This window comes from Microbacterium oxydans (genome assembly GCF_900095745.1).
Classification (GTDB): Bacteria; Actinomycetota; Actinomycetes; order Actinomycetales; family Microbacteriaceae; genus Microbacterium; species Microbacterium oxydans_B.
Map to the genome: position 1 here is coordinate 133,990 of NZ_FMIR01000018.1, position 18,631 is coordinate 152,620.

Genomic DNA, 18,631 nt, shown 5'->3' on the forward strand with positions numbered 1-18,631 from the left:
GAACAGAGCAGGTGTCGTCACGGTGGTGCGCTGAACCTCAGGCCTCGTACGGCGCGAGCACGACCTCGACCCGCTGGAACTCCTTGAGGTCGGAGTATCCGGTGGTCGCCATCGACTTCCGCAGCGCACCGATCAGGTTCGCGGTGCCGTCGGCGACCGGCGCGGGGCCGTAGAGGATCTCTTCGAGCGTGCCGATGCCGCCGACCTCGACCCGACGACCGCGCGGGAGCTTCGGGTGGTGGGCCTCGGGACCCCAGTGGAATCCGCGTCCCGGCGCGTCGGTGGCACGGGCCAGCGCGACGCCGAGCATGACGGCATCCGCTCCCATGGCGAGCGCCTTGACGATGTCGCCGGAGGTGCCGACTCCCCCGTCGGCGATGACGTGCACGTAGCGGCCGCCGGACTCGTCGAGGTAGTCGCGTCGCGCGGCGGCGACGTCGGAGACGGCAGTCGCCATCGGCGCGTGGATGCCGAGGGTCGCGCGGGTCGTGGACGCCGCTCCCCCGCCGAAGCCGACGAGCACTCCGGCTGCTCCGGTACGCATGAGGTGCAGGGCCGCGGTGTAGGTGGCGGCTCCGCCGACGATGACGGGGACGTCGAGGTCGTAGATGAATTTCTTGAGGTTCAGGGGCTCGGCGACGCTGGACACGTGCTCGGCCGAGACCGTGGTGCCGCGGATGACGAACAGGTCGACTCCCGCACGAGCCACCGTGTCGTAGAACTCCTGCGTGCGCTGCGGCGTGAGCGAGCCCGCCACCGTGACGCCGGCCTCGCGGATCTCGGCGAGGCGGCGAGTGATGAGCTCGGGCTTGATCGGCTCGGAGTACAGCTCCTGCATGCGGACCGTGGCCGTTGCCTCGTCGAGACCGGCGATCTCGGCGAGCAGCGGCTCCGGGTTCTCGTACCGGGTCCACAGCCCCTCGAGGTCCAGCACGCCCAGTCCGCCCAGCTGGCCCAGCATGATCGCCGTCTGCGGGCTAACGACCGAGTCCATGGGGGCTCCGAGCACCGGGATGCCGAAACCGAAGGCGTCGATCGTCCAGGCAGTGGACACGTCCTCCGGGTTGCGCGTGCGCCGAGAAGGCACCACCGCGATGTCATCGAACGTGTACGCGCGACGTGCGCGCTTTCCTCGGCCGAGCTCGATCTCCATGGTCACCCCTCCAGCCTACCCGGCGGTCGGACGCCTCCGTGCGGGGAGAGGGATCCGAGCTCGGGAGCCATCCCGCGTCCTGAACCCGCGCCGTCAGCGCGCACGAGCCACCCGCTTCTCGTCCCACACGGGTTCGCCCGATTCATAGACGTCGCCGTCCGACCCGAAGACCAGGAAGCGGTCGAACGACCGGGCGAACCAGCGGTCGTGGGTGACCGCCAGCACCGTCCCCTCGAACCGCGCCAGGGCCTGCTCCAGCGCCTCGGCGGACTCCAGGTCCAGGTTGTCGGTCGGCTCGTCCAACAGCAGCAGCGTCGCCCCGGAGAGTTCGAGCAGCAGCACCTGGAACCGCGCCTGCTGCCCGCCCGACAGCGAGTCGAACGTCTGCTGCGCCTGCCGCACGAGCCCGTACCGGTCGAGTGCCGAACTCGCGGCATCCCGAGGCATCCCCGCACGACGATCGTCGCCGCGGTGCAGGATCTCCAGCAGCGTGCGCCCGACGAACTCCGGGTGCGCATGGGTCTGCGCGAACAGCCCCGGCACGACGCGTGCACCGAGAGTCGCCGTGCCGGTGTGCGCGACCGCGCTGACCTGCTCTCCGGTCGTCGTGACATGGCCGAGGGTGGCATCAGGGTCGCTGCCGCCGCGCGCGAGCAGTCGCAGGAAGTGCGACTTGCCCGATCCGTTCGAACCGAGCACTGCGACCCGGTCGCCGTACCAGACCTCCGCATCGAAGGCACGCATGAGCCCGGTCAACTCGAGACGCTGTGCGACCACGGCCCGCTTGCCGGTGCGGGAGCCGCGCAGACGCATGTCGAAGTCCTGCGCGGGCGGTCGCTCCTCGGGCGGCCCCGCCTCCTCGAACTTGCGCAGGCGGGTCTGCGCCGCCTGATAGCGCGAGGCGAAGCCGTCGTTCGCCGACGCCTTCACCTTGAGGTTCGCGACCAGCGTGCGCAGCTTCTCGTGCTGCTCGTCCCAGCGCCGACGCAGCTCGTCGAGGCGGTCCATCCGGTCGGTCCGCGCTTGCTGGTAGGTGGCGAACCCTCCACCGTGCACCCACGCCGTGGCACCGGCGCCGCCCGGCTCGAGCGTGATCAGCCGGTCGACGGCACGGGCGAGCAGCTCCCGGTCGTGCGAGACGAGCAGCACGGTCTTCGGCGTCTGACGCAGCTGATCCTCCAGCCAGCGCTTGGTCGGCACATCGAGGTAGTTGTCCGGCTCGTCGAGCAGCAGCACCTCGTCGGGTCCGCGCAGCAGGGCTTCGAGCGCGAGCCGCTTCTGCTCTCCGCCCGAGAGCGTCGTGAGCTCGCGATACCGCGCCCGCTCGAACGGCACGCCGAGCGCGGCCACCGTGCACTGATCCCAGACGGTCTCGTGCTCGTAGCCGCCGGCGTCCGCATACTCGGAGATCGCCGACGCGTACGCCATCTGCGTGTCGTGCTCGTCGCGCTCGATCAGTGCGTTCTCGGCGGCCTCGAGAGCTTCGGCCGCCGCGCGAATGCGGGCCGGGGCGACGCGCGTCAGCAGCTGGTGCACCGTCTCGCCCGCCTCGCCGTGACCGACGAACTGATCCATGACGCCGAGTCCGCCGTCGATGGTCACGACCCCGTCATCGGCCGCCTGATCGCCCCGGATGATCCGCAACAGGGTGGTCTTGCCCGCCCCGTTCGGTCCGATCAGGGCGCTGGTGGAGCCGGCGCCGACCCGAAAAGTCGCCTCGTCGAGAAGCGGTCTGCCGTCGGGGAGCGTCAGTGAGACGCTGGAGACATCGATGTAGCCCACGGTGCGTGGCCGTCCTTCCGCCCGCGCATGCCGAGCCGACCAGGCTATCAGGCGTGGACGCCACGCACCGAACCGCGCTCAGGCGAGAGCGCTCGATGTCGGCACGGGCGCCGCGAAGAGATCGAACACGGGGCAGTGCGCATCGACGACGGTGCGCAGGTTCTCGTACTGCTCGGCGCTGTCCGGTCCCGTGATGTCAACCGAGACCCGGACATCGTGGAAGCCCGCCCTCCCCGACTCGTCGATACCGAAGAGCGTGCGCACATCGAGGTCGCCCTCCGCGGTGATCTCGATCTCATCGATCGTGAGACCGAGCGCCTGCGCGTAGAGACGGTACACGACCACCTGACAGGAGATGAGCGCACCCAGCGCGTACTCGACGGGGCTCGCCGCGACGTCGTCACCGGCCAGCGCGCCGGGCTCGTCGACCAGGAACCGGTGCTTCCCTGCGCGGATCTCGGTGGCGACGGAGCCGATGCCCCGCCCGCTCACCCGGTAGGTGAGCTGTGCGTTCGCGGCATCCGCGGCGATCCGCTCGTTCCACGCGGTTCCCGCGTCGGTGAGTCGCTGCGAGCGCTCGGCGGGAGTGACATCGGCGATGCCGGCGAGCTGGTCCTGGAGAAGAGTCATGGCCCGACGGTAACGATCCCCGCGCTCGGGCGGCATGAGCCCCGTCATCCGGCTTCACACCCGGACACGGAGCGTCACGGATGCGATGATCCGCGGTTCAGGTCACCGCCGGAGCTGCTCGACGCGTTCGGATTCGCCCCAGGCGCGATCCGCCGTGAGCGCGACCGCGTCGAGACGCGCCGCTACCGCGAGGCACAGCCGATCGCCGAGCGAAAGGCCGCTCCCACGCTTCCACAGCCGGGCCGCCTCCTCGGCGTCACGGTGCGACACCGGCTCGACGCGCAGTCGATAGCTGAGCAGCAGTCCGGACGCCACGCCCCAGTCGGCACCGGAGGCGCGCACCTTCTGCGCGACCTCGGACCAGTTCGCCGCTCCGACCACCGCTTCGTCGAGAGCCTCCTCGACGCGATCGGCTCCGGGTTCGCCCTGCAGGAATGCGAGGAGTGCGGACGCATCCAGGACGATCACGCAGCGGCGTCCTCGGAGCTTGCGGCCGCCCGACGTTCGGCGAGAAGCGATTCCAGAACGTCCTTGCCTTCCAGCTGAGACCTGACGAGGGCCTTGGCCTGCTCGCGGGTGACCAGGATGACCCCACCCGCAGTCTCGATCATCAGCAGCGGCACACCCTGCTCCCAATGCTGGCGGCTGCGGAGCTCGGCCGGGATGACCAGACGACCACGATCACCCATCGGTGCGACGAATGTGGTATCCATTGCCCCACGGTACCACTCGCGCTCTCGCGGTGGGAGATCAGTCGGCGCGGCTCACACTCATCAGCACTTCGGTGCGGGGCGCCGACGGCAGGACGAAGCGGAACTCGGTGCCCACGCCCTCCTGGCTGGTGACATCCATGCTCCCGCCGTGCGCCAGGACGATCGCCCGGGTGATCGTGAGCCCGAGCCCCACGCCCGGCACGGCGTTGCGCGTCGCGGTCGACGCACGGAAGAACCGGGTGAACAGCATCCCCTGTTCGTCTTCCGGGATCCCGACGCCCGTGTCCTGCACGGCCAGCTCCACTCCCCCGTCGACCGGACGGACGCGGGCGTTGACGCGCCCGCCACGCGGGGTGAACTTGATCGCGTTGGACAGCAGATTGTCGAGAGCCTGACCGATCCGCCCGGAGTCGATCAGGAGAGGAATGGCGTCAGCACCGACCTCCGCCGCGATCTCTATGCCCTCGCGCTGCGCGTGCGGACCCGCCGAGACAACCGCCGATCGGACGAGCTCGGCGATATCGACCTCTTCGCGCTCGAGCGGGAACCTCCCGGACTCGACCTGCGCGGTGAAGAGCAGATCGCCGACGAGGTTGAGCAGACGCTTCGCATTGCGCTCGATGATGCCGACGAACTCCTGCTGGTCCTCGGTGAGAGGCTGGCCTGGATCGTTCTGCAGCAGATCGAGGAAGCCGATGATCGCGCTCAGCGGCGTGCGCAGCTCGTGGGAGATCATCCCCACGAACTCGTCCTTCATGCGCGCGACCTCGACCGCCCTGGTCTCGTCGGTGAGCACGAACAGGTATCCCTGCTGCGCGCCGGCGCCGTCCTTGTGCGGGGTGACGGTGACCCGGGCGGGAACCGTCGTACCGCCCGCCGTCGTCACCTCGACGTCCCCGTCGACCGGGAGCCCGGCGTCAGCCTGCGAGAACAGCGCCTGGATTCCGGGCGAGAGCTCCGCGTAGCCGGGCAGAAGCTCGTGGTCCGAGCCGGGACGGTCGACGTTGTCGGCGGCCAGCATCGACAGGACCGCCGTCGAGAAGAAGCGGTCGATGCGCACGTCGTCGCGGGCCTCCTCCGCCGAGAGTCCCAGCAGGCGTTCCGCTCCGGGATTCCAGGCCGTGATCTTCCCGCTGCAGTCCGTCGCGATCACCGCCTGCGCCGTGATCGACGCCCACAGGCTCTCGAACGAGTCCAGCAGCTCGCGGTACTGACGTTCTTTGTCGCGGAGCTGCACGATCATCGCGACGTTCTCCGACAACGCTCGCGTGCGTTCGACGACGAGCTCCTCCGCCTGGTCGACGCGCATGCGCTGCTGTCGGGACAGCTCATTGACGACGGCCGCGACCGCGGAGAACACCAGCGGCCCGATGACCCCGCGCAGCCACTCCACCGACGTCGAGGGCGGATCGGCGAAGTACGGCAGGAGCAGGGCGATGGAGGTGAGTCCGCCGACCACGAAGACCCAGCGGATGCCGGGGGCGGCCGCGATCCACACCACAGGCAGGATGACCAGCGAACCGAAGATGGACGAGGCGCCGCCCGTGCCGGCCCGGAAGAAACCGAACCCGATGATGTCGATCATCGGGACGAGCAGCACGACCCAGCCGTCATAGACGTGACGGGCGCTGAGCACCGCAGCCTGCAGCGTCGCAGCGAGGAGAAGGCCGATGCCGAGGAGGGCGACGCCGAGGTTCGTGAAAGGCAGGTCCGCGTTCCCCCATGACAGCAGCGCCGCGATGACAATCGCGGCCGCCGACGGCAGCTGCTTGACCAGCGGGCTCGGGTTGTCGAACATCCGGTACCACCGGCTCTCGGCCCGGTCGATCGGGGTCGCCCTCACCGCTTCACCTGCTCCACGATGCGATGCAGGTCGGCGCCCGTGATCGGTTTCGGCAGCGCGGCATCCGCCGGCGGGTAGTCAGCGGCATCGAGCACCGAGCTGATCACGAGGAAGCAGTCGGGGAATCGCTCCTGCACCAGGCGCGCGCAGGCCTGCCCGGAGATCCCCGGGAGCAGCAGATCGAGCACGGCGACCACCGGATCGATGTCCGGGAAGGCCGCGATCGCCGACTCGGCGTCGTGCGCGATGAAGACATCGAAGCCCTCACGATCGAGATAACGCCGCAGGAGCGCAGCCTGGTCGGGAGCGTCCTCGACGACGAGGGCCAACGGCCTCCCGGTCATCGAAGGAACAGCTCTCGCACGACGACGACCACGACGACGACGACGAGCGCGAGAACAGCCTGCGGGATCAGTCGTCGCTCGCGCCGGGCATCCGCGACGATCTCCTCCCGCTCGGCTTCGGGTGACGGTGCAGCGTTCATGAGTCGACGCGTCCGATCTTCTCGGTCTTGATCCAGGAGGCGTCGGCACGACGCCACTCTTTGATGTAGGAGTCCACGGTGATCGCGCACAGCAGGGAGCCGTAGCCGCAGATGTAGAGCAGGAGCCCGGCGAAGAAACGCCCGCCCGGAAGCTTCTCGACCGCGCGCGCGAGCCAGATCCCGAGCATCGAGATCGGGCCCCAGAGGTAGAAGATCACGGCCCAGAGGATGCGCGTCTCGTCGGTGAGATCCAGTCCGACGGCCTCGAGACCGGATTCGAATGCCCACGGGAAGAGGGCGATCGCCATCAGGAGGAGCGCACCCAGCCCCGGGAACATGATCGCCTCGCGCCAGGAGTGCCGGCCCGTACGGGGATCGAGCTGCACCGCGTACAGCATCGAATACAGGTAGATGCAGGCCGCCGAGATCCACATGAAGCGGAACACGAACTCCGCGATGTCGCTGTGCAGCACGAGCAGAGCGAGCATTCCCGCCGCGGCGAGCAGCATGAACGCGGGCAGCAGGAGGATGGTGAACCAGGCCAGTCCGAACGAGAAGCTGCCCAGGTTGTGCTCGCGGCTCGGACGGAACCACAGCTTGCGGTAGATCGAGGTCAGCTGCACGTTGCCGCGGGCCCAGCGCAGTCGCTGCTTCCAGAGGCTGTCGATCGTCCGCGGCTCTTCGGCGAGCACGACGGCGTGCGGCTCGAACACCATCCGGCGACCCTTGAGCTGACCCTCGAACGTGGTCATCGTGTCTTCGGCGAGAGTCCCCGTCGGGATGTGCCCGCCGATCGCCTCGAGGTTGGCCCGCGAATGCAGCTGGGCGCCGCCGGCGAGACAGGCGATCGCGCCGCCGACGTTCTGCACCCGACGGGCGGAGAGCTGGCCGATCACGTACTCGATCGCGATGAACCGCGTGAGGTAGTTGCGGTCGCGGCTGCCCTCGGCAATGTAGGCGGTCACCGCCCCGACCTTGTCATCGGCGAGATGCCGGCTGAGTTTGCGCAGGGAGTCGCGCGCGAAGATCACGTCGGCGTCCATGATGAGCACGGCTTCGGTCCAGGCATCGGCGAGGACCACGTCCAGGCCGTGGTTGAGCGTGTGCGCCTTGCCCTCGCCGCCCTTCTCGCGCCGCAGGTGCACGACGCGGCCGGGGTGGGCTTCGGCCTTCGCCGCGACGATGGCGGGCGTGTCGTCGGTGGACGCGTCGTCGACGACGAACACGCGCAGGCGCTCCGCGGGGTACTCCAGCTGCAGCAGCCGCTCGATGGCCGGCCCGATCACGAGCCCCTCGTTCCAGGCCGGGATGATGACGGCGACGTTCGGGTGGAACGGCGCGGCTTTCTTGTAGTGATTGCGGAACGCGTGCACCGGCAGCATGAGGAACTGCAGTCCCGTGTTGATCACCGGCAGCGTGCCGACCAGGACGCACAGCAGGAGGATGACCACGAACACGGTCTGCAGCCAGGTCAGATCGGCCATCAGCTGCCCCCGACCGCATCGAGCAGCGGGATCACGCGCGAATAGCGGCCGACCTCGGCGGCGTCGTGGCTGTCGGTGGAGGCGACGATCTCTCCTCCGGCGCGGCGGAGGGCCGACAGCGCTTCAACGCCGGGGCATCCCCACTTCTCGTTGACCTCGACGAGGGTGTCGGTCTGCGCCGCCGCGCGCGCCCACGCCTCCGTGCGCTCCGGGCCGAGATCGAGCTCGGACAGACCGATCTTGGGGAGGATCGAGAAGCAGTGCGCGAGCTGATTCCCGGGATGCCGACGCATCGTCGCGATGAACGCGTCGACGAACTGATCCAGCACATCGTCCGGGGCCCACCCCGAGGCGATCCGTTCGCGCACGGTCGAGGGACCGAGGGGGCCCTCCGTTCCCGGGAACTGGTGGTCGGCGATCAGGATCCGGTCGATTCCGTCCGGGAGGATCGGGATGTCGAGCGAGCCCGCAGCATCGAGGATCTTGGCCTCGACGCCCGAGAGCACGGTCAGTCCATCGGGCACCCGCAGCGCCCGGACGGCGGCCAGGTACTCGGGTACCCACGTGGTGCTCTGACGCACGTGGTCGACGAGACGCAGCGTGGTCAGCCCCGCCGCGACCGCGGCATCGACGTTCTGCGCGAGCGTGGAGACGGCGTCGTCCGAGAAGGTCGAGTGCACGTGATGGTCACCGCGCAGCACGGCGTGGGTCACAGCTCCTCCTGATGACCCGCGTGCTCGGAGACCAGCAGGTCGTCGACCTCGACGATCACATCTTCGAGGAAGCGCACCGACGCGACCTCGCGGAACGGGACGCGCACCGGCAGCTCGCGTCCGAGGAACAGGTCGGCCACGAGTGACGGGATGTCGACACCGGCGGCGATCGTCAGCGGCAGCGCGCCGGGGAAGCGCGGATTGACCTCGAGCAGCACGGCCCGGCCGGCGCGGTCCCGGCGCAGCTGCACGTTCGCGACGCCGACGAGTCCGATGGCGCGGGCGATCGATGCCGCCGCCTCTTCGAGCTCCGGGTCCTGCACGGTGCGTCCGGCGATGGCGACGCCGGAATCGACCCGGGCACGGGTGCGGGGCACCGCGGCGACCACGTGACCCGTCGCATCCGCGATGACGTCGACCGAGTACTCCTCCCCCGGAAGGAAGTCCTGCACGATCAGACCCTCATCCGTGGGGAGCGCCTCGAGTGCCGCACGATCGGGCACGAGCCGCACGCCCCGGCTGCCGGCGCCCTGGCGCGGCTTGGCGAAGACCGGGAACTCCCAGTCGACGGCCTGCGCGTCGGGTCCGGCGAGCACCGTGCGGGGAGTGAGACCGGTGGGAGCGCACCGTTCGGCGAGCGCGAGCTTGTCCAGCGCGGTGTTCAGCGTGTCCGCCGACGGGGCGGCGAGCACGGCGGGTGCCAGTTCGTCCCGTCGCTCGGCCAGCGCGATGAGCTCGACGTCGACGGTGGAGATCACGAGATCGATCCGGTCCGCCTCGACCATCCGCGCGATCGCCGGCACGAAGTCGTCGTCCCTTCCCGGAGGGACCAGGCGACGCTGCGCCGGTGGCACCAGATAGATGCCGCTCGCCCAGCCGTCCATGTCGGCGGCGAACACGGTCAGATCGGATCGGCGGAGGAGGGATCGGATCACGGCGACTCCGGCCGGTCCACCCGCTCCGGTCACCAGGACACGTGTGGTCATCAGCTCTCCCGTCGGCTGAGTTCGTGGGCGCCGATGAACTCGGCCGTCTCGCGCACCACTTCGAGGGGTTCCACGGCTGTTCCGCCGCCGAACCGCGACCAGTACCGCGCGGTCGCGGTGACGAACTCGGGAGCCAGGTAGTCGCGGTTCGCCGTCTGCGAGCCGAAACGCTCGAGCAGCCGGAGCTTGTCGTCGAGATACTGATCGATCCGCACGAACCGGGTGGGACGGAAATCGATCGTCGACGACGGGCTCTGGTAGCAGGCGACCGTGCCCACGCGGCGGGTCGCCACGATCGTGGCCTCGCTCACGGCGCGGTGGTCCTGGTGCCGGTCATTGCTCGAGTGCGTGTAGACGATGGTCGGCTGAATCTCCTGCACGACCTCCTCGATGAGGCGCACCGTCGATCCGCCGCCCGAGATCTCGGTGTCCACGAGGTCCTTCAGGAACAGCCGGGCGCCGAGCATCTCCGCCGCCGCCAGGGATTCGTCCTGTCGGCTCGCGGCGTCGCCGCCGCGGGCCCCGCGAGACAGGGTGAGGATCGTGATCTCGTCCTGCGCCCGAGAATGAGCGGCGAGAAGTCCGCCGACCCCGATCTCGACGTCGTCGGGATGGGCGCCGATCGCGAGCACACGCTCCGTCGGGCGCGCCTCCTCCCGGCGACGGCGTCCTTCCTCGACCAGTCGCATGACCGACTCGACGAGCTTGGCGTTGTCGAGGGGCTTGGTGAGGAACTCGTCCGCCTGCGCGCGCAGCGCCGAGACCGCGTACTCGACCGACACGTGGGCGGTCATCACCACGACGGGCACGGTGGGAACCGTGCGCCGGAGTTCGGCGAGGAGTTCGAGTCCGTTGAGTCCGGGCATCTCGATGTCGGTCACGACGACGTCGGGGCGCACCTGCGCCACGCGTTCGACGGCGGCCCGCCCGTCTTCGGCGACGTCGACGATGCAGCCGGCCCGCCTCTCGAGCACGGTCTTCACGAGCAGGGCGACGTCGGCGTCGTCGTCGACGACGAGGACTCTGGGAGCATCCTCAGGCATTTGTACAGCTCTCCTTGGGGAGGTTCCCTGACCGATGGGGATCGGCGAGTGCGATCTCGGCGCCTTCAACACCGGACCGCTGGGAAAGTCGAGCGGGGTATGTCGATTCTGGCATAGCCCGTTCGCCACCCGGGCCGCGCGGATCACGACCTCGCGGCAGCGGCCTTCTTCTCCTGTTGGTAGACCCGGATCGCCTCGTAGCGCTCGGCGGAGCGTGCACGGCGCTTGGTCGCCTCCTCGTCGCGATTCTTGGGCGGCGCGGTCGTGACGAGCTCGTCGAGGAGGGCTCTCGTCGCCTGTGCGATCTCAGCGACGGCGCGGTCGAACACGGCCTGATTCGCACGCGACGGCGCGTTCGCTCCGGAGATCTTCCGGACGAACTGGAGCGCCGCGTCGTGGCACTCGTCATCGGTCGCGGCGGGCTCGAGGTTGTTCAGCGGGACGATGTTTCGGCACATACCGGCACGCTACGCCGCGCCCTGGACAGACGGAAGGGGCCGGATGCGCACGGCATCCGGCCCCTCTGCGAAGATCCCGTCGGGATCCGACGTCACTTCTTGTAGTTGGGCGCTTCCACGACGATCTGCACGTCGTGCGGGTGCGACTCCTTGAGCCCCGCCGAGGTGATGCGCACGAACTTGCCGCGCGTCTTGAGCTCTTCGATCGTGCGGGCACCGACGTAGAACATCGACTGGCGGAGTCCGCCGACCAGCTGATAGGCGACGGCGGCGAGCGGGCCGCGGTACGGCACCTGCCCTTCGATTCCCTCGGGGATCAGCTTGTCGTCGCTGGGGACATCGGCCTGGAAGTAGCGGTCCTTGGAGTACGAGGTCTGCTTGCCGCGGGTCTGCATCGCCCCCAGCGAGCCCATTCCGCGGTACTGCTTGAACTGCTTGCCGGACTGGAAGACGATCTCGCCCGGGGACTCGTCGGTTCCGGCCAGGAGCGAGCCGAGCATGACGGCGTCGGCGCCGGCGACGAGCGCCTTGGCGATGTCGCCGGAGTACTGCAGTCCTCCGTCGGCGATCACGGGCACGCCGGCCGGTCGGGCCGCCAGAGAAGCCTCGTAGACGGCGGTGACCTGCGGCACGCCCACACCCGCGACGACGCGCGTGGTGCAGATGGAGCCGGGCCCGACGCCGACCTTCACGGCGTCGACGCCCGCGTCGACCAGAGCCTGCGCTCCCTCGCGGGTCGCGACGTTGCCGCCGACGATGTCGATGTGTTCGAACGACGCGTCGGCCTTCAGGCGGCGGACGAGGTCGATGACGCCCTGGGACTGCCCGTTGGCGGTGTCGACGACGAGCACGTCGACACCGGCGTCGCGCAGCGCCTCGGCGCGCTCCCACGCGTCTCCGAAGAAGCCGATCGCGGCACCGACGCGCAGACGACCCTGGTCGTCCTTGGTGGCGAGGGGGTACTTCTCGCTCTTGTCGAAGTCCTTGATGGTGATGAGGCCCGCGAGCTTGCCGTTCTCGTCGATGAGCGGCAGCTTCTCGACGCGGTGCTTCGCGAACAGGGCGATGACCTCGCCGGCGGCCACCCCGACCGGCGCGGTGACGAGGTTCTCGCTCGTCATGACGTCTTTGACGAAGGTGCTCTGCCGCTCGAAGCCCGACACGAAGCGCATGTCGCGGTTCGTGATGATACCGACGAGCTTGCCGTCGTCGTCGACCACCGGCAGTCCCGAGATGCGGTACTTGGCGCACAGGTTGTCGACCTCTTCGACGGTCGCATCCTGCGTCGTGGTGATCGGGTCGGTGATCATGCCCGACTCGCTGCGCTTGACGCGGTCGACGTGCGCGGCCTGGTCGGCGATGGAGAGGTTGCGGTGCAGGATGCCGATGCCGCCCTCGCGCGCCATGGCGATCGCCATTCGGGATTCGGTGACCGTGTCCATCGCACTCGACAGCAGCGGGGTGGCGACCGAGATTCGGCGGGTGATCCGCGACGAGGTGTCCGCCTCGCTGGGGATGACGTCGGTGTGCCCCGGCAGGAGCAGCACGTCGTCGTACGTCAGTCCGACGAAGCCGAAGGGATCGTGCTGTTCCATGGATTCTCCTTCTGCGCGAGTCGCGCATGTCCGAGTGCGAGGGGGGTGGTCGACGTCGGCCTTTGCGGGGCCACGGCCCGTATGAAGATTCTAAGCGCGACGCGCCCGAGAACATTCCCGGAGCCCGCCGTTATCGGACCGTTGACCGCGACCGTAGGTGATTCGGGGATCGCACACTACGCTCAAATGCGTCGTCCATCCCTGCGGTTCATACCCGATGCCGCAGTGACAGCACTCACAGTGGAGGTTGCGTGGGACCCACAACAATCGCCGTGCAGCGAAGGCGCCCCTGGGCCGTCATCTGCCTCGGTATCCTCATGGCGCTCATGGCGTTCCTGTTCCTGCCCCCCTCATCGGCCTCGGCCGAGACGACGGATGACGGGCAGGAGGTCACGGACTTCTACTTCGCCGGTGTCGTCACCAACGCGGATGAGCCGGTCGAGGGCGTCGTCATGTCCATCGAGGGCAACGGCTTCGAAGCCGAGACCGAGACCGACGCCGACGGCAAGTGGCGCCTCTACGTGCCGGAGATGGAGACGTACACCCTCACGGTGGATGAATCCACGCTGCCGAAGGGCGTCATCGTCGATGCGACGCAGCTCCCCGAGGGCATCCAGCCCGTGTCGGGGACGACCGCGTCGTTCGAGCTCGAGTTCGGCCTCACCGGCACGAAGATCGTCAACTTCTTCCTCGGGGCGGGCGAACGGGTCACCGTGTCGTTCCTCGACCAGCTCCTGTCGCGCATCGTCGGGGGCCTGAACTTCGGTCTCCTCCTCGGACTCGCCTCGATGGGCGCCGCGCTCATCTACGGCACCACCCGCCTCTCCAACTTCGCCCACGGCGAGATGGTCACGTGGGGTGCGGTCGTCGCGCTGCTGTGCACGACGTTCTGGCATCTGCCGCTCTGGCTCGGCATCATCGCCGCCGTCATCGGCGGAGCCGCGCTCGGGTGGGCGCTGGATGCCGGGATCTGGAAACCTCTGCGCCGAAGGGGCCTCGGGGTGGTCCAGCTCATGATCGTGAGCATCGGCCTCTCCCTCGCCCTCCGCTACGGCATGCAGTACTTCATCGGCGGCAACACCTACCAGCTGCCGGGAGCGAGCCCCGAGCCCATCCGCCTCGGCCCCATCTCGCTGTCGTACATCGACATGATCGCGATGGGGACGAGCATCATCGTGATCCTCGGTGTCGCGTTCTTCCTCACCAGGACCCGCACCGGAAAGGCGACCAGGGCCATCTCGGACAACCCGCAGCTGGCCGCGGCATCCGGCATCGACGTCGACAAGGTCATCCGCACGGTGTGGATCCTCGCGGGCGCCCTGGCCGCGATCTCCGGCATCCTGTGGGCGTACTTCCGCCCCGGGGTGAAGTGGGACATGGGTATGCAGATGCTGCTGCTGATGTTCTGCGCGATCACGCTCGGTGGCCTCGGCTCGGCGATCGGCGCCCTGATCGGCTCGATCATCGTCGGCCTCGCCGTCGAGGTGTCGACCCTGCTGGGTGTGCCGTCCGATCTCAAGTACGCCACCGCACTCGTCGCGCTGATCATCATTCTGCTGGTGCGGCCGCAAGGCATCCTCGGACGCAAGGAAAGGTTGGGCTGACACATGGACTTCGGAAGCATCTTCGGCAACACCGCCTCCTATCTCTTCAGCCCGACGACGATCGCGTACGCCCTGGCGGCGACCGGCCTCGCCGTGCACTTCGGCTACACCGGCCTGCTCAACTTCGGTATGGCCGCGTTCATGGCCATCGGCGGCTACGGCTACGCGATCTCGATCCTGACCTTCGGGTTCCCGTGGTGGGCCGGCGTCCTCGTCGGCATGCTGGGCGGGGCGGCGTTCGCGCTGATCCTCGGTATCCCGACCCTGCGTCTTCGCGCCGACTATCTCGCCATCGCGACCATCGCCGCCGCCGAGGTGGTGCGGCTCATGTTCGTGACCGAGCTCTTCAAGGACTGGACCAACTCCGCCGGCGGACTCTCCGGGTATCACCAGAGCTTCCGCGACTCGAACCCCTTCCCCCCAGGCACCTACGGCTTCGGCCCATGGACCTACAACGCGACCGATCTATGGGTGCGCGTGGTCGGACTGATCGCGCTCGTGATCGCCGTGCTCGTGGTCTGGGCGCTCATGCGCAGCCCGTGGGGCCGTGTGCTCAAGGGCATCCGCGAAGACGAGGATGCGGTGCGCTCGCTCGGCAAGAACGTCTTCGCCTACAAGATGCAGGCGCTCGTGGTCGGTGGTGTGATCGGCGCCCTCGGCGGCATCATCTTCATCCTGCCGTCCGCGGTGATCCCCGGCAGCTACTCCACGTCGCTGACCTTCTTCCTGTGGACGATCCTCCTGCTCGGCGGCGCAGCCACCGTGCTCGGACCGACGCTCGGCGCGGTGCTGTTCTGGGTGGTGTTCGCCTTCCTCGGCGCGCTCCTCCCCGCGATGGCGAACGCCGGGTACCTGCCGATGTCCGGCGCACAGGCCGACGTCGTGCGGTACATCGTGATCGGCGTCGTGCTGATGCTGATCGTCATTTTCCGCCCGCAGGGCATCCTCGGAAACAAGAGGGAGATGACCTTTGTCAAGTAATGACGACGCGGTGGTCACGCCCGCGAAGAGCACGCCCCGCGCCAAGACCGGGGGCCTGGCCGCCGGTCCCGCCGCGCCCGGGGTCAAGAAGGTCGACCCGATCCTCATCGCCGATGCCGTGGAGCGCCGCTTCGGCGGTCTCACCGCGGTCGATGTCGACCACCTGGAGATCCCGCGCGGAGCCATCACTGCACTGATCGGCCCGAACGGCGCCGGCAAGACGACCCTGTTCAACCTGCTGTGCGGCTTCGACAAGCCGAACGCCGGTACCTGGTCGTTCGACGGGAAGAACCTCTCCGGCATCCCCTCGTTCAAGGTCGCGCGGATGGGACAGGTGCGCACTTTCCAGCTCACCAAGTCGCTGTCGCTGCTGACCGTGCTCGAGAACATGAAGCTCGGTGCGAAGGACCAGCGCGGCGAGGGCTTCTGGGCGGGGCTGTTCCCCTTCCTCTGGCGCAAGCAGGATCAGGAGATCGAGGCGCGCGCGCACGAGCTGCTCACCCGCTTCAAGCTCGACGCCAAGGAGCAGGACTTCGCCGCATCGCTCTCGGGCGGTCAGCGCAAGCTCCTCGAGATGGCCCGTGCCCTCATGAGCGACCCGACGCTCGTCATGCTCGACGAGCCCATGGCCGGCGTGAACCCCGCGCTCACGCAGTCGCTGCTGGAGCACATCCTCGACCTCAAGGATCTGGGGATGACGGTGCTGTTCGTCGAGCACGACATGCATATGGTCCGCCACATCGCCGACTGGGTGGTCGTGATGGCGGAAGGCCGTGTCGTCGCCGAGGGGCCGCCCGACCAGGTCATGGAGGATCCGGCCGTCGTGGACGCCTACCTGGGCGCACACCAGGACGTCGACCTCGGGGCCGTCACGGGCCGCCTCCCGGTGATCTCGGAAGAGGACGCGGTCCGCATCCGGGAGCAGATCGAGACCGAGGTCGAGGCCGAAGTCGAGGCCGAAGACGTCGAGGAGGAGAAGGCATGACCGACGCATCCGCCCCCACGCCCGCGCCCGCACCCGCACCCGCTGAGCGCAACGAGATCAAGAACGACGACGTGATCGTCGAGCTGAACGATGTGCACGCCGGGTACCTGCCCGGGGTGAACATCCTCAACGGCGCGAACCTCGTGGCCCACAAGGGCGAGCTGATCGGCATCATCGGCCCGAACGGCGCCGGCAAGTCAACGCTGCTCAAGGCGATCTTCGGCATGGTCGAGATCCGCTCGGGCGACGTCACGGTGAAGGGCGAGAGCATCGTCGGGCTCAAGGCCGACAAGCTCGTCCGCCGTGGTGTGGCCTTCGTGCCGCAGACGAACAACGTGTTCCCGTCGCTCACGATCCAGGAGAACCTGGAGATGGGGCTGTACCAGAACCCCAAGATCTTCGCCGAGCGCCTGGAGTTCGTGAGCAGCATCTTCGGTGAGCTGGGCAAGCGCCTCAAGCAGCGCGCGGGTTCCCTCTCCGGCGGTGAGCGGCAGATGGTCGCCATGTCGCGCGCGCTGATGATGGATCCGTCGGTGCTGCTGCTCGACGAGCCGTCGGCTGGCCTCTCCCCCGTGCGTCAGGACGATGCCTTCATCCGCGTCTCCGACATCAACAAGGCGGGCGTGACGACGATCATGGTCGAGCAGAACGCGCGCCGCTGCCTGCAGATCTGCGACCGCGGCTATGTGCTCGATCAGGGCAAGGACGCCTATGAGGGCACCGGGCGCGAGCTGCTGAACGACCCCAAGGTCATCGGGCTGTACCTCGGCACGCTCGGCACCGACGCCGCCTGAGCCGCGTCACACAGAAGGGGGATGCCACGCGGCATCCCCCTTCTTCGTGTCCCCGATGCGTGAGCCGGGGGACGACGAAGGCCCCGGATGCTGAGCATCCGGGGCCTCGTCTGTGCGCTTACTTGAGGCGCGTGGTGGTGTTGTCGGCGCCGAACTCGTAGACGCCGATCGCGGCGCCCTTCGGGTCGTTGTTCTCGTCGAACGTGATCTCGCCGGAGAGACCGTCGTAGTCCGCCGTGCCGCCGCCGTTGATGATGTCGGCGCACTCGGCGTACGTGGTGCACTTCTCACCCTTGTCGCCGCCGCCGGACACGGTGCCCATCTGCTCAGCCATGTCGGCGCCCTCGACGGAGCCGGCAGCCAGAGCCGACAGCGCCATGAGGATGACGGCGTCGTAGGCCTCAGCCGAGTAGGTCACGGCGTCGATCGGGTCGTTGCCGTCGGCCGTCCAGACCTCGTTGAGCTGGTCGAGGAAGTCCTGCGGCAGCTCAGCGCCGGCGCGGGTTCCCTTCGAGCCCTCGAGGTTGACCGAGACGTCGGTGCCCCAGTCCTTCAGGTTGCCGTCGACGAGGTACAGCGAGCCCGTGTCGACGCCCGCGTTGCCGAGCAGCGGCGCGATGGTCGCGAACTGGTCGTACGAGACGACCGCGACGGCGTCGGGCTTGGCGGCCGCGATCTCAGACACCTGAGCGTTGAACTGACCGTCGCCCTGGTTGAAGGATGCATCGGCGACGACCTCGCCGCCGGTGCCCTCGAACGTCGACTTGATGGCCTCGAACAGACCGGTGCCGTAGGGGTCGTTCTGGTAGATGATGCCGAGGGTCTTGTGACCGTCTTCGGCGATCTGGTTGCCGAGGACCTCGCCCTGCAGGTTGTCGCTCGGTGCCGTGCGGAAGTACAGCGGGTTGATGCCCGAGAAGTCCGGCGACGTGTTCGACGGCGAGACGGTGAGGATGCCCGCGCCGGCGTTGCCGTCGAGGATGAGCTTGGTGACGCTCGACGACGCGGCGCCGACCATCGCGGTGATGCCCTCGTTCTGGAGGTTGGTGATCGACGTCTCGTACGCCTTGTTGTCGAGGTCGCCCTCGTCGGCGGTGGTGAGGTCGATCGTCACGCCGGCATCGGCCTCGTTGATCTCGTTGACAGCCAGCTGCACGCCGGCTTCCATCGGAGCGCCGAGGAAGGCGAGCGAGCCGGTCGCGGGAAGCAGCGAGCCGAGCTTGAGCGTCAGATCGACGGCCGGCTTCTCACCACCTTCGCTGGGCTCGGCGTTCGGCGTGCTGCTGCAGCCGGCGATGACGATGGCGGATGCGCTGATCAAAGCGATCCCTGCGAAGACCTTCGCGGTGCGCGAACCCTTCATTGCGTTCATGGTGCTCCCTT

The 18,631-nt window shown here is 68.5% G+C and carries 19 protein-coding genes; 4 read left to right on the forward strand and 15 right to left on the reverse strand.

The window, feature by feature from the left end; all coding sequences use genetic code 11:
• Positions 1 to 37: 37 nt before the first annotated feature.
• The 14 genes from BQ2383_RS13325 to guaB all read right to left on the reverse strand — a co-directional run bounded on the left by BQ2383_RS13325 (position 38) and on the right by guaB (position 12,884).
• On the reverse strand, positions 38 to 1,153 hold the full coding sequence (locus BQ2383_RS13325; RefSeq protein ID WP_091034943.1) for a GuaB3 family IMP dehydrogenase-related protein: 1,116 nt from the start codon (positions 1,151 to 1,153) through the stop codon (positions 38 to 40).
• 93 nt (positions 1,154 to 1,246) lie between these two features.
• The gene (locus BQ2383_RS13330) at positions 1,247 to 2,935 is read right to left on the reverse strand and encodes an ABC-F family ATP-binding cassette domain-containing protein (RefSeq protein WP_091034945.1); all 1,689 of its coding nucleotides are present in this window, start codon (positions 2,933 to 2,935) and stop codon (positions 1,247 to 1,249) included.
• 78 nt (positions 2,936 to 3,013) lie between these two features.
• Positions 3,014 to 3,565: an OsmC family protein gene (locus BQ2383_RS13335; protein WP_091035867.1), complete on the reverse strand. Its 552-nt coding sequence runs from the start codon at positions 3,563 to 3,565 to the stop codon at positions 3,014 to 3,016.
• A gap of 102 nt (positions 3,566 to 3,667) precedes the next feature.
• Positions 3,668 to 4,033 (reverse strand): type II toxin-antitoxin system VapC family toxin, encoded by a 366-nt coding sequence (locus BQ2383_RS13340; protein ID WP_091034947.1) that lies wholly within the window; start codon positions 4,031 to 4,033, stop codon positions 3,668 to 3,670.
• On the reverse strand, positions 4,030 to 4,278 hold the full coding sequence (locus BQ2383_RS13345; protein WP_091034950.1) for an AbrB/MazE/SpoVT family DNA-binding domain-containing protein: 249 nt from the start codon (positions 4,276 to 4,278) through the stop codon (positions 4,030 to 4,032). Before BQ2383_RS13345 ends, BQ2383_RS13340 begins: the two co-directional genes overlap by 4 nt.
• 37 nt (positions 4,279 to 4,315) lie before the next feature.
• Positions 4,316 to 6,121: a sensor histidine kinase gene (locus BQ2383_RS13350; protein WP_091034952.1), complete on the reverse strand. Its 1,806-nt coding sequence runs from the start codon at positions 6,119 to 6,121 to the stop codon at positions 4,316 to 4,318.
• Positions 6,118 to 6,465: a response regulator gene (locus tag BQ2383_RS13355; RefSeq protein ID WP_029262253.1), complete on the reverse strand. Its 348-nt coding sequence runs from the start codon at positions 6,463 to 6,465 to the stop codon at positions 6,118 to 6,120. The genes BQ2383_RS13350 and BQ2383_RS13355 overlap by 4 nt, the downstream gene beginning before the upstream one ends.
• Entirely contained in the window at positions 6,462 to 6,605 is a 144-nt protein-coding gene (locus BQ2383_RS19395; RefSeq protein ID WP_167381624.1) for a hypothetical protein, read from the reverse strand. The genes BQ2383_RS13355 and BQ2383_RS19395 overlap by 4 nt, the downstream gene beginning before the upstream one ends.
• The gene (locus BQ2383_RS13360; protein WP_091034954.1) at positions 6,602 to 8,089 is read right to left on the reverse strand and encodes a glycosyltransferase family 2 protein; all 1,488 of its coding nucleotides are present in this window, start codon (positions 8,087 to 8,089) and stop codon (positions 6,602 to 6,604) included. Before BQ2383_RS13360 ends, BQ2383_RS19395 begins: the two co-directional genes overlap by 4 nt.
• The gene (locus BQ2383_RS13365) at positions 8,089 to 8,802 is read right to left on the reverse strand and encodes a PHP domain-containing protein (protein ID WP_091034957.1); all 714 of its coding nucleotides are present in this window, start codon (positions 8,800 to 8,802) and stop codon (positions 8,089 to 8,091) included. The genes BQ2383_RS13360 and BQ2383_RS13365 overlap by 1 nt, the downstream gene beginning before the upstream one ends.
• Positions 8,799 to 9,788, reverse strand: a complete 990-nt coding sequence (locus BQ2383_RS13370; RefSeq protein ID WP_091034959.1) for an ATP-grasp domain-containing protein — start codon at positions 9,786 to 9,788, stop codon at positions 8,799 to 8,801. Before BQ2383_RS13370 ends, BQ2383_RS13365 begins: the two co-directional genes overlap by 4 nt.
• On the reverse strand, positions 9,788 to 10,831 hold the full coding sequence (locus BQ2383_RS13375; protein ID WP_091034962.1) for a response regulator: 1,044 nt from the start codon (positions 10,829 to 10,831) through the stop codon (positions 9,788 to 9,790). The genes BQ2383_RS13370 and BQ2383_RS13375 overlap by 1 nt, the downstream gene beginning before the upstream one ends.
• 143 nt (positions 10,832 to 10,974) lie before the next feature.
• Positions 10,975 to 11,289: a DUF2277 domain-containing protein gene (locus BQ2383_RS13380; protein WP_091034964.1), complete on the reverse strand. Its 315-nt coding sequence runs from the start codon at positions 11,287 to 11,289 to the stop codon at positions 10,975 to 10,977.
• A gap of 92 nt (positions 11,290 to 11,381) precedes the next feature.
• Positions 11,382 to 12,884 (reverse strand): IMP dehydrogenase, encoded by a 1,503-nt coding sequence (gene guaB / locus BQ2383_RS13385; protein WP_091034967.1) that lies wholly within the window; start codon positions 12,882 to 12,884, stop codon positions 11,382 to 11,384.
• A gap of 251 nt (positions 12,885 to 13,135) precedes the next feature.
• Here guaB and BQ2383_RS13390 point away from each other — a divergent pair, with 251 nt between their 5' ends.
• Genes BQ2383_RS13390 through BQ2383_RS13405 form a run of 4 tightly spaced genes read left to right on the forward strand, consistent with a single transcriptional unit; the run spans position 13,136 to position 17,248 of the window.
• The gene (locus BQ2383_RS13390; RefSeq protein ID WP_374225446.1) at positions 13,136 to 14,488 is read left to right on the forward strand and encodes an ABC transporter permease subunit; all 1,353 of its coding nucleotides are present in this window, start codon (positions 13,136 to 13,138) and stop codon (positions 14,486 to 14,488) included.
• Positions 14,489 to 14,491: 3 nt separating this feature from the next.
• Positions 14,492 to 15,469 carry a branched-chain amino acid ABC transporter permease gene (locus tag BQ2383_RS13395; RefSeq protein ID WP_091034972.1) on the forward strand — a complete coding sequence of 326 codons (978 nt, stop codon included), beginning with the start codon at positions 14,492 to 14,494 and terminating at the stop codon, positions 15,467 to 15,469.
• Positions 15,459 to 16,454 carry an ABC transporter ATP-binding protein gene (locus BQ2383_RS13400; protein ID WP_205829191.1) on the forward strand — a complete coding sequence of 332 codons (996 nt, stop codon included), beginning with the start codon at positions 15,459 to 15,461 and terminating at the stop codon, positions 16,452 to 16,454. Before BQ2383_RS13395 ends, BQ2383_RS13400 begins: the two co-directional genes overlap by 11 nt.
• Positions 16,451 to 17,248: an ABC transporter ATP-binding protein gene (locus tag BQ2383_RS13405; RefSeq protein ID WP_244176013.1), complete on the forward strand. Its 798-nt coding sequence runs from the start codon at positions 16,451 to 16,453 to the stop codon at positions 17,246 to 17,248. Before BQ2383_RS13400 ends, BQ2383_RS13405 begins: the two co-directional genes overlap by 4 nt.
• 118 nt (positions 17,249 to 17,366) lie before the next feature.
• Here BQ2383_RS13405 and BQ2383_RS13410 read toward each other — a convergent pair whose 3' ends face one another.
• Positions 17,367 to 18,620 carry an ABC transporter substrate-binding protein gene (locus tag BQ2383_RS13410; RefSeq protein ID WP_091034977.1) on the reverse strand — a complete coding sequence of 418 codons (1,254 nt, stop codon included), beginning with the start codon at positions 18,618 to 18,620 and terminating at the stop codon, positions 17,367 to 17,369.
• Positions 18,621 to 18,631: the final 11 nt, after the last annotated feature.

What these genes read in the sequence shown, in the direction of transcription:
- BQ2383_RS13325 (WP_091034943.1), bottom strand. Translation starts at nt 1,153, where the DNA reads ATGGAGATCGAGCTCGGCCGAGGAAAGCGCGCACGTCGCGCGTACACG.
- BQ2383_RS13335 (WP_091035867.1), bottom strand. Translation starts at nt 3,565, where the DNA reads ATGACTCTTCTCCAGGACCAGCTCGCCGGCATCGCCGATGTCACTCCC.
- BQ2383_RS13345 (WP_091034950.1), bottom strand. Translation starts at nt 4,278, where the DNA reads ATGGATACCACATTCGTCGCACCGATGGGTGATCGTGGTCGTCTGGTC.
- BQ2383_RS13355 (WP_029262253.1), bottom strand. Translation starts at nt 6,465, where the DNA reads ATGACCGGGAGGCCGTTGGCCCTCGTCGTCGAGGACGCTCCCGACCAG.
- BQ2383_RS19395 (WP_167381624.1), bottom strand. Translation starts at nt 6,605, where the DNA reads ATGAACGCTGCACCGTCACCCGAAGCCGAGCGGGAGGAGATCGTCGCG.
- BQ2383_RS13360 (WP_091034954.1), bottom strand. Translation starts at nt 8,089, where the DNA reads ATGGCCGATCTGACCTGGCTGCAGACCGTGTTCGTGGTCATCCTCCTG.
- BQ2383_RS13370 (WP_091034959.1), bottom strand. Translation starts at nt 9,788, where the DNA reads ATGACCACACGTGTCCTGGTGACCGGAGCGGGTGGACCGGCCGGAGTC.
- BQ2383_RS13375 (WP_091034962.1), bottom strand. Translation starts at nt 10,831, where the DNA reads ATGCCTGAGGATGCTCCCAGAGTCCTCGTCGTCGACGACGACGCCGAC.
- BQ2383_RS13380 (WP_091034964.1), bottom strand. Translation starts at nt 11,289, where the DNA reads ATGTGCCGAAACATCGTCCCGCTGAACAACCTCGAGCCCGCCGCGACC.
- guaB (WP_091034967.1), bottom strand. Translation starts at nt 12,884, where the DNA reads ATGGAACAGCACGATCCCTTCGGCTTCGTCGGACTGACGTACGACGAC.
- BQ2383_RS13395 (WP_091034972.1), top strand. Translation starts at nt 14,492, where the DNA reads ATGGACTTCGGAAGCATCTTCGGCAACACCGCCTCCTATCTCTTCAGC.
- BQ2383_RS13405 (WP_244176013.1), top strand. Translation starts at nt 16,451, where the DNA reads ATGACCGACGCATCCGCCCCCACGCCCGCGCCCGCACCCGCACCCGCT.
- BQ2383_RS13410 (WP_091034977.1), bottom strand. Translation starts at nt 18,620, where the DNA reads ATGAACGCAATGAAGGGTTCGCGCACCGCGAAGGTCTTCGCAGGGATC.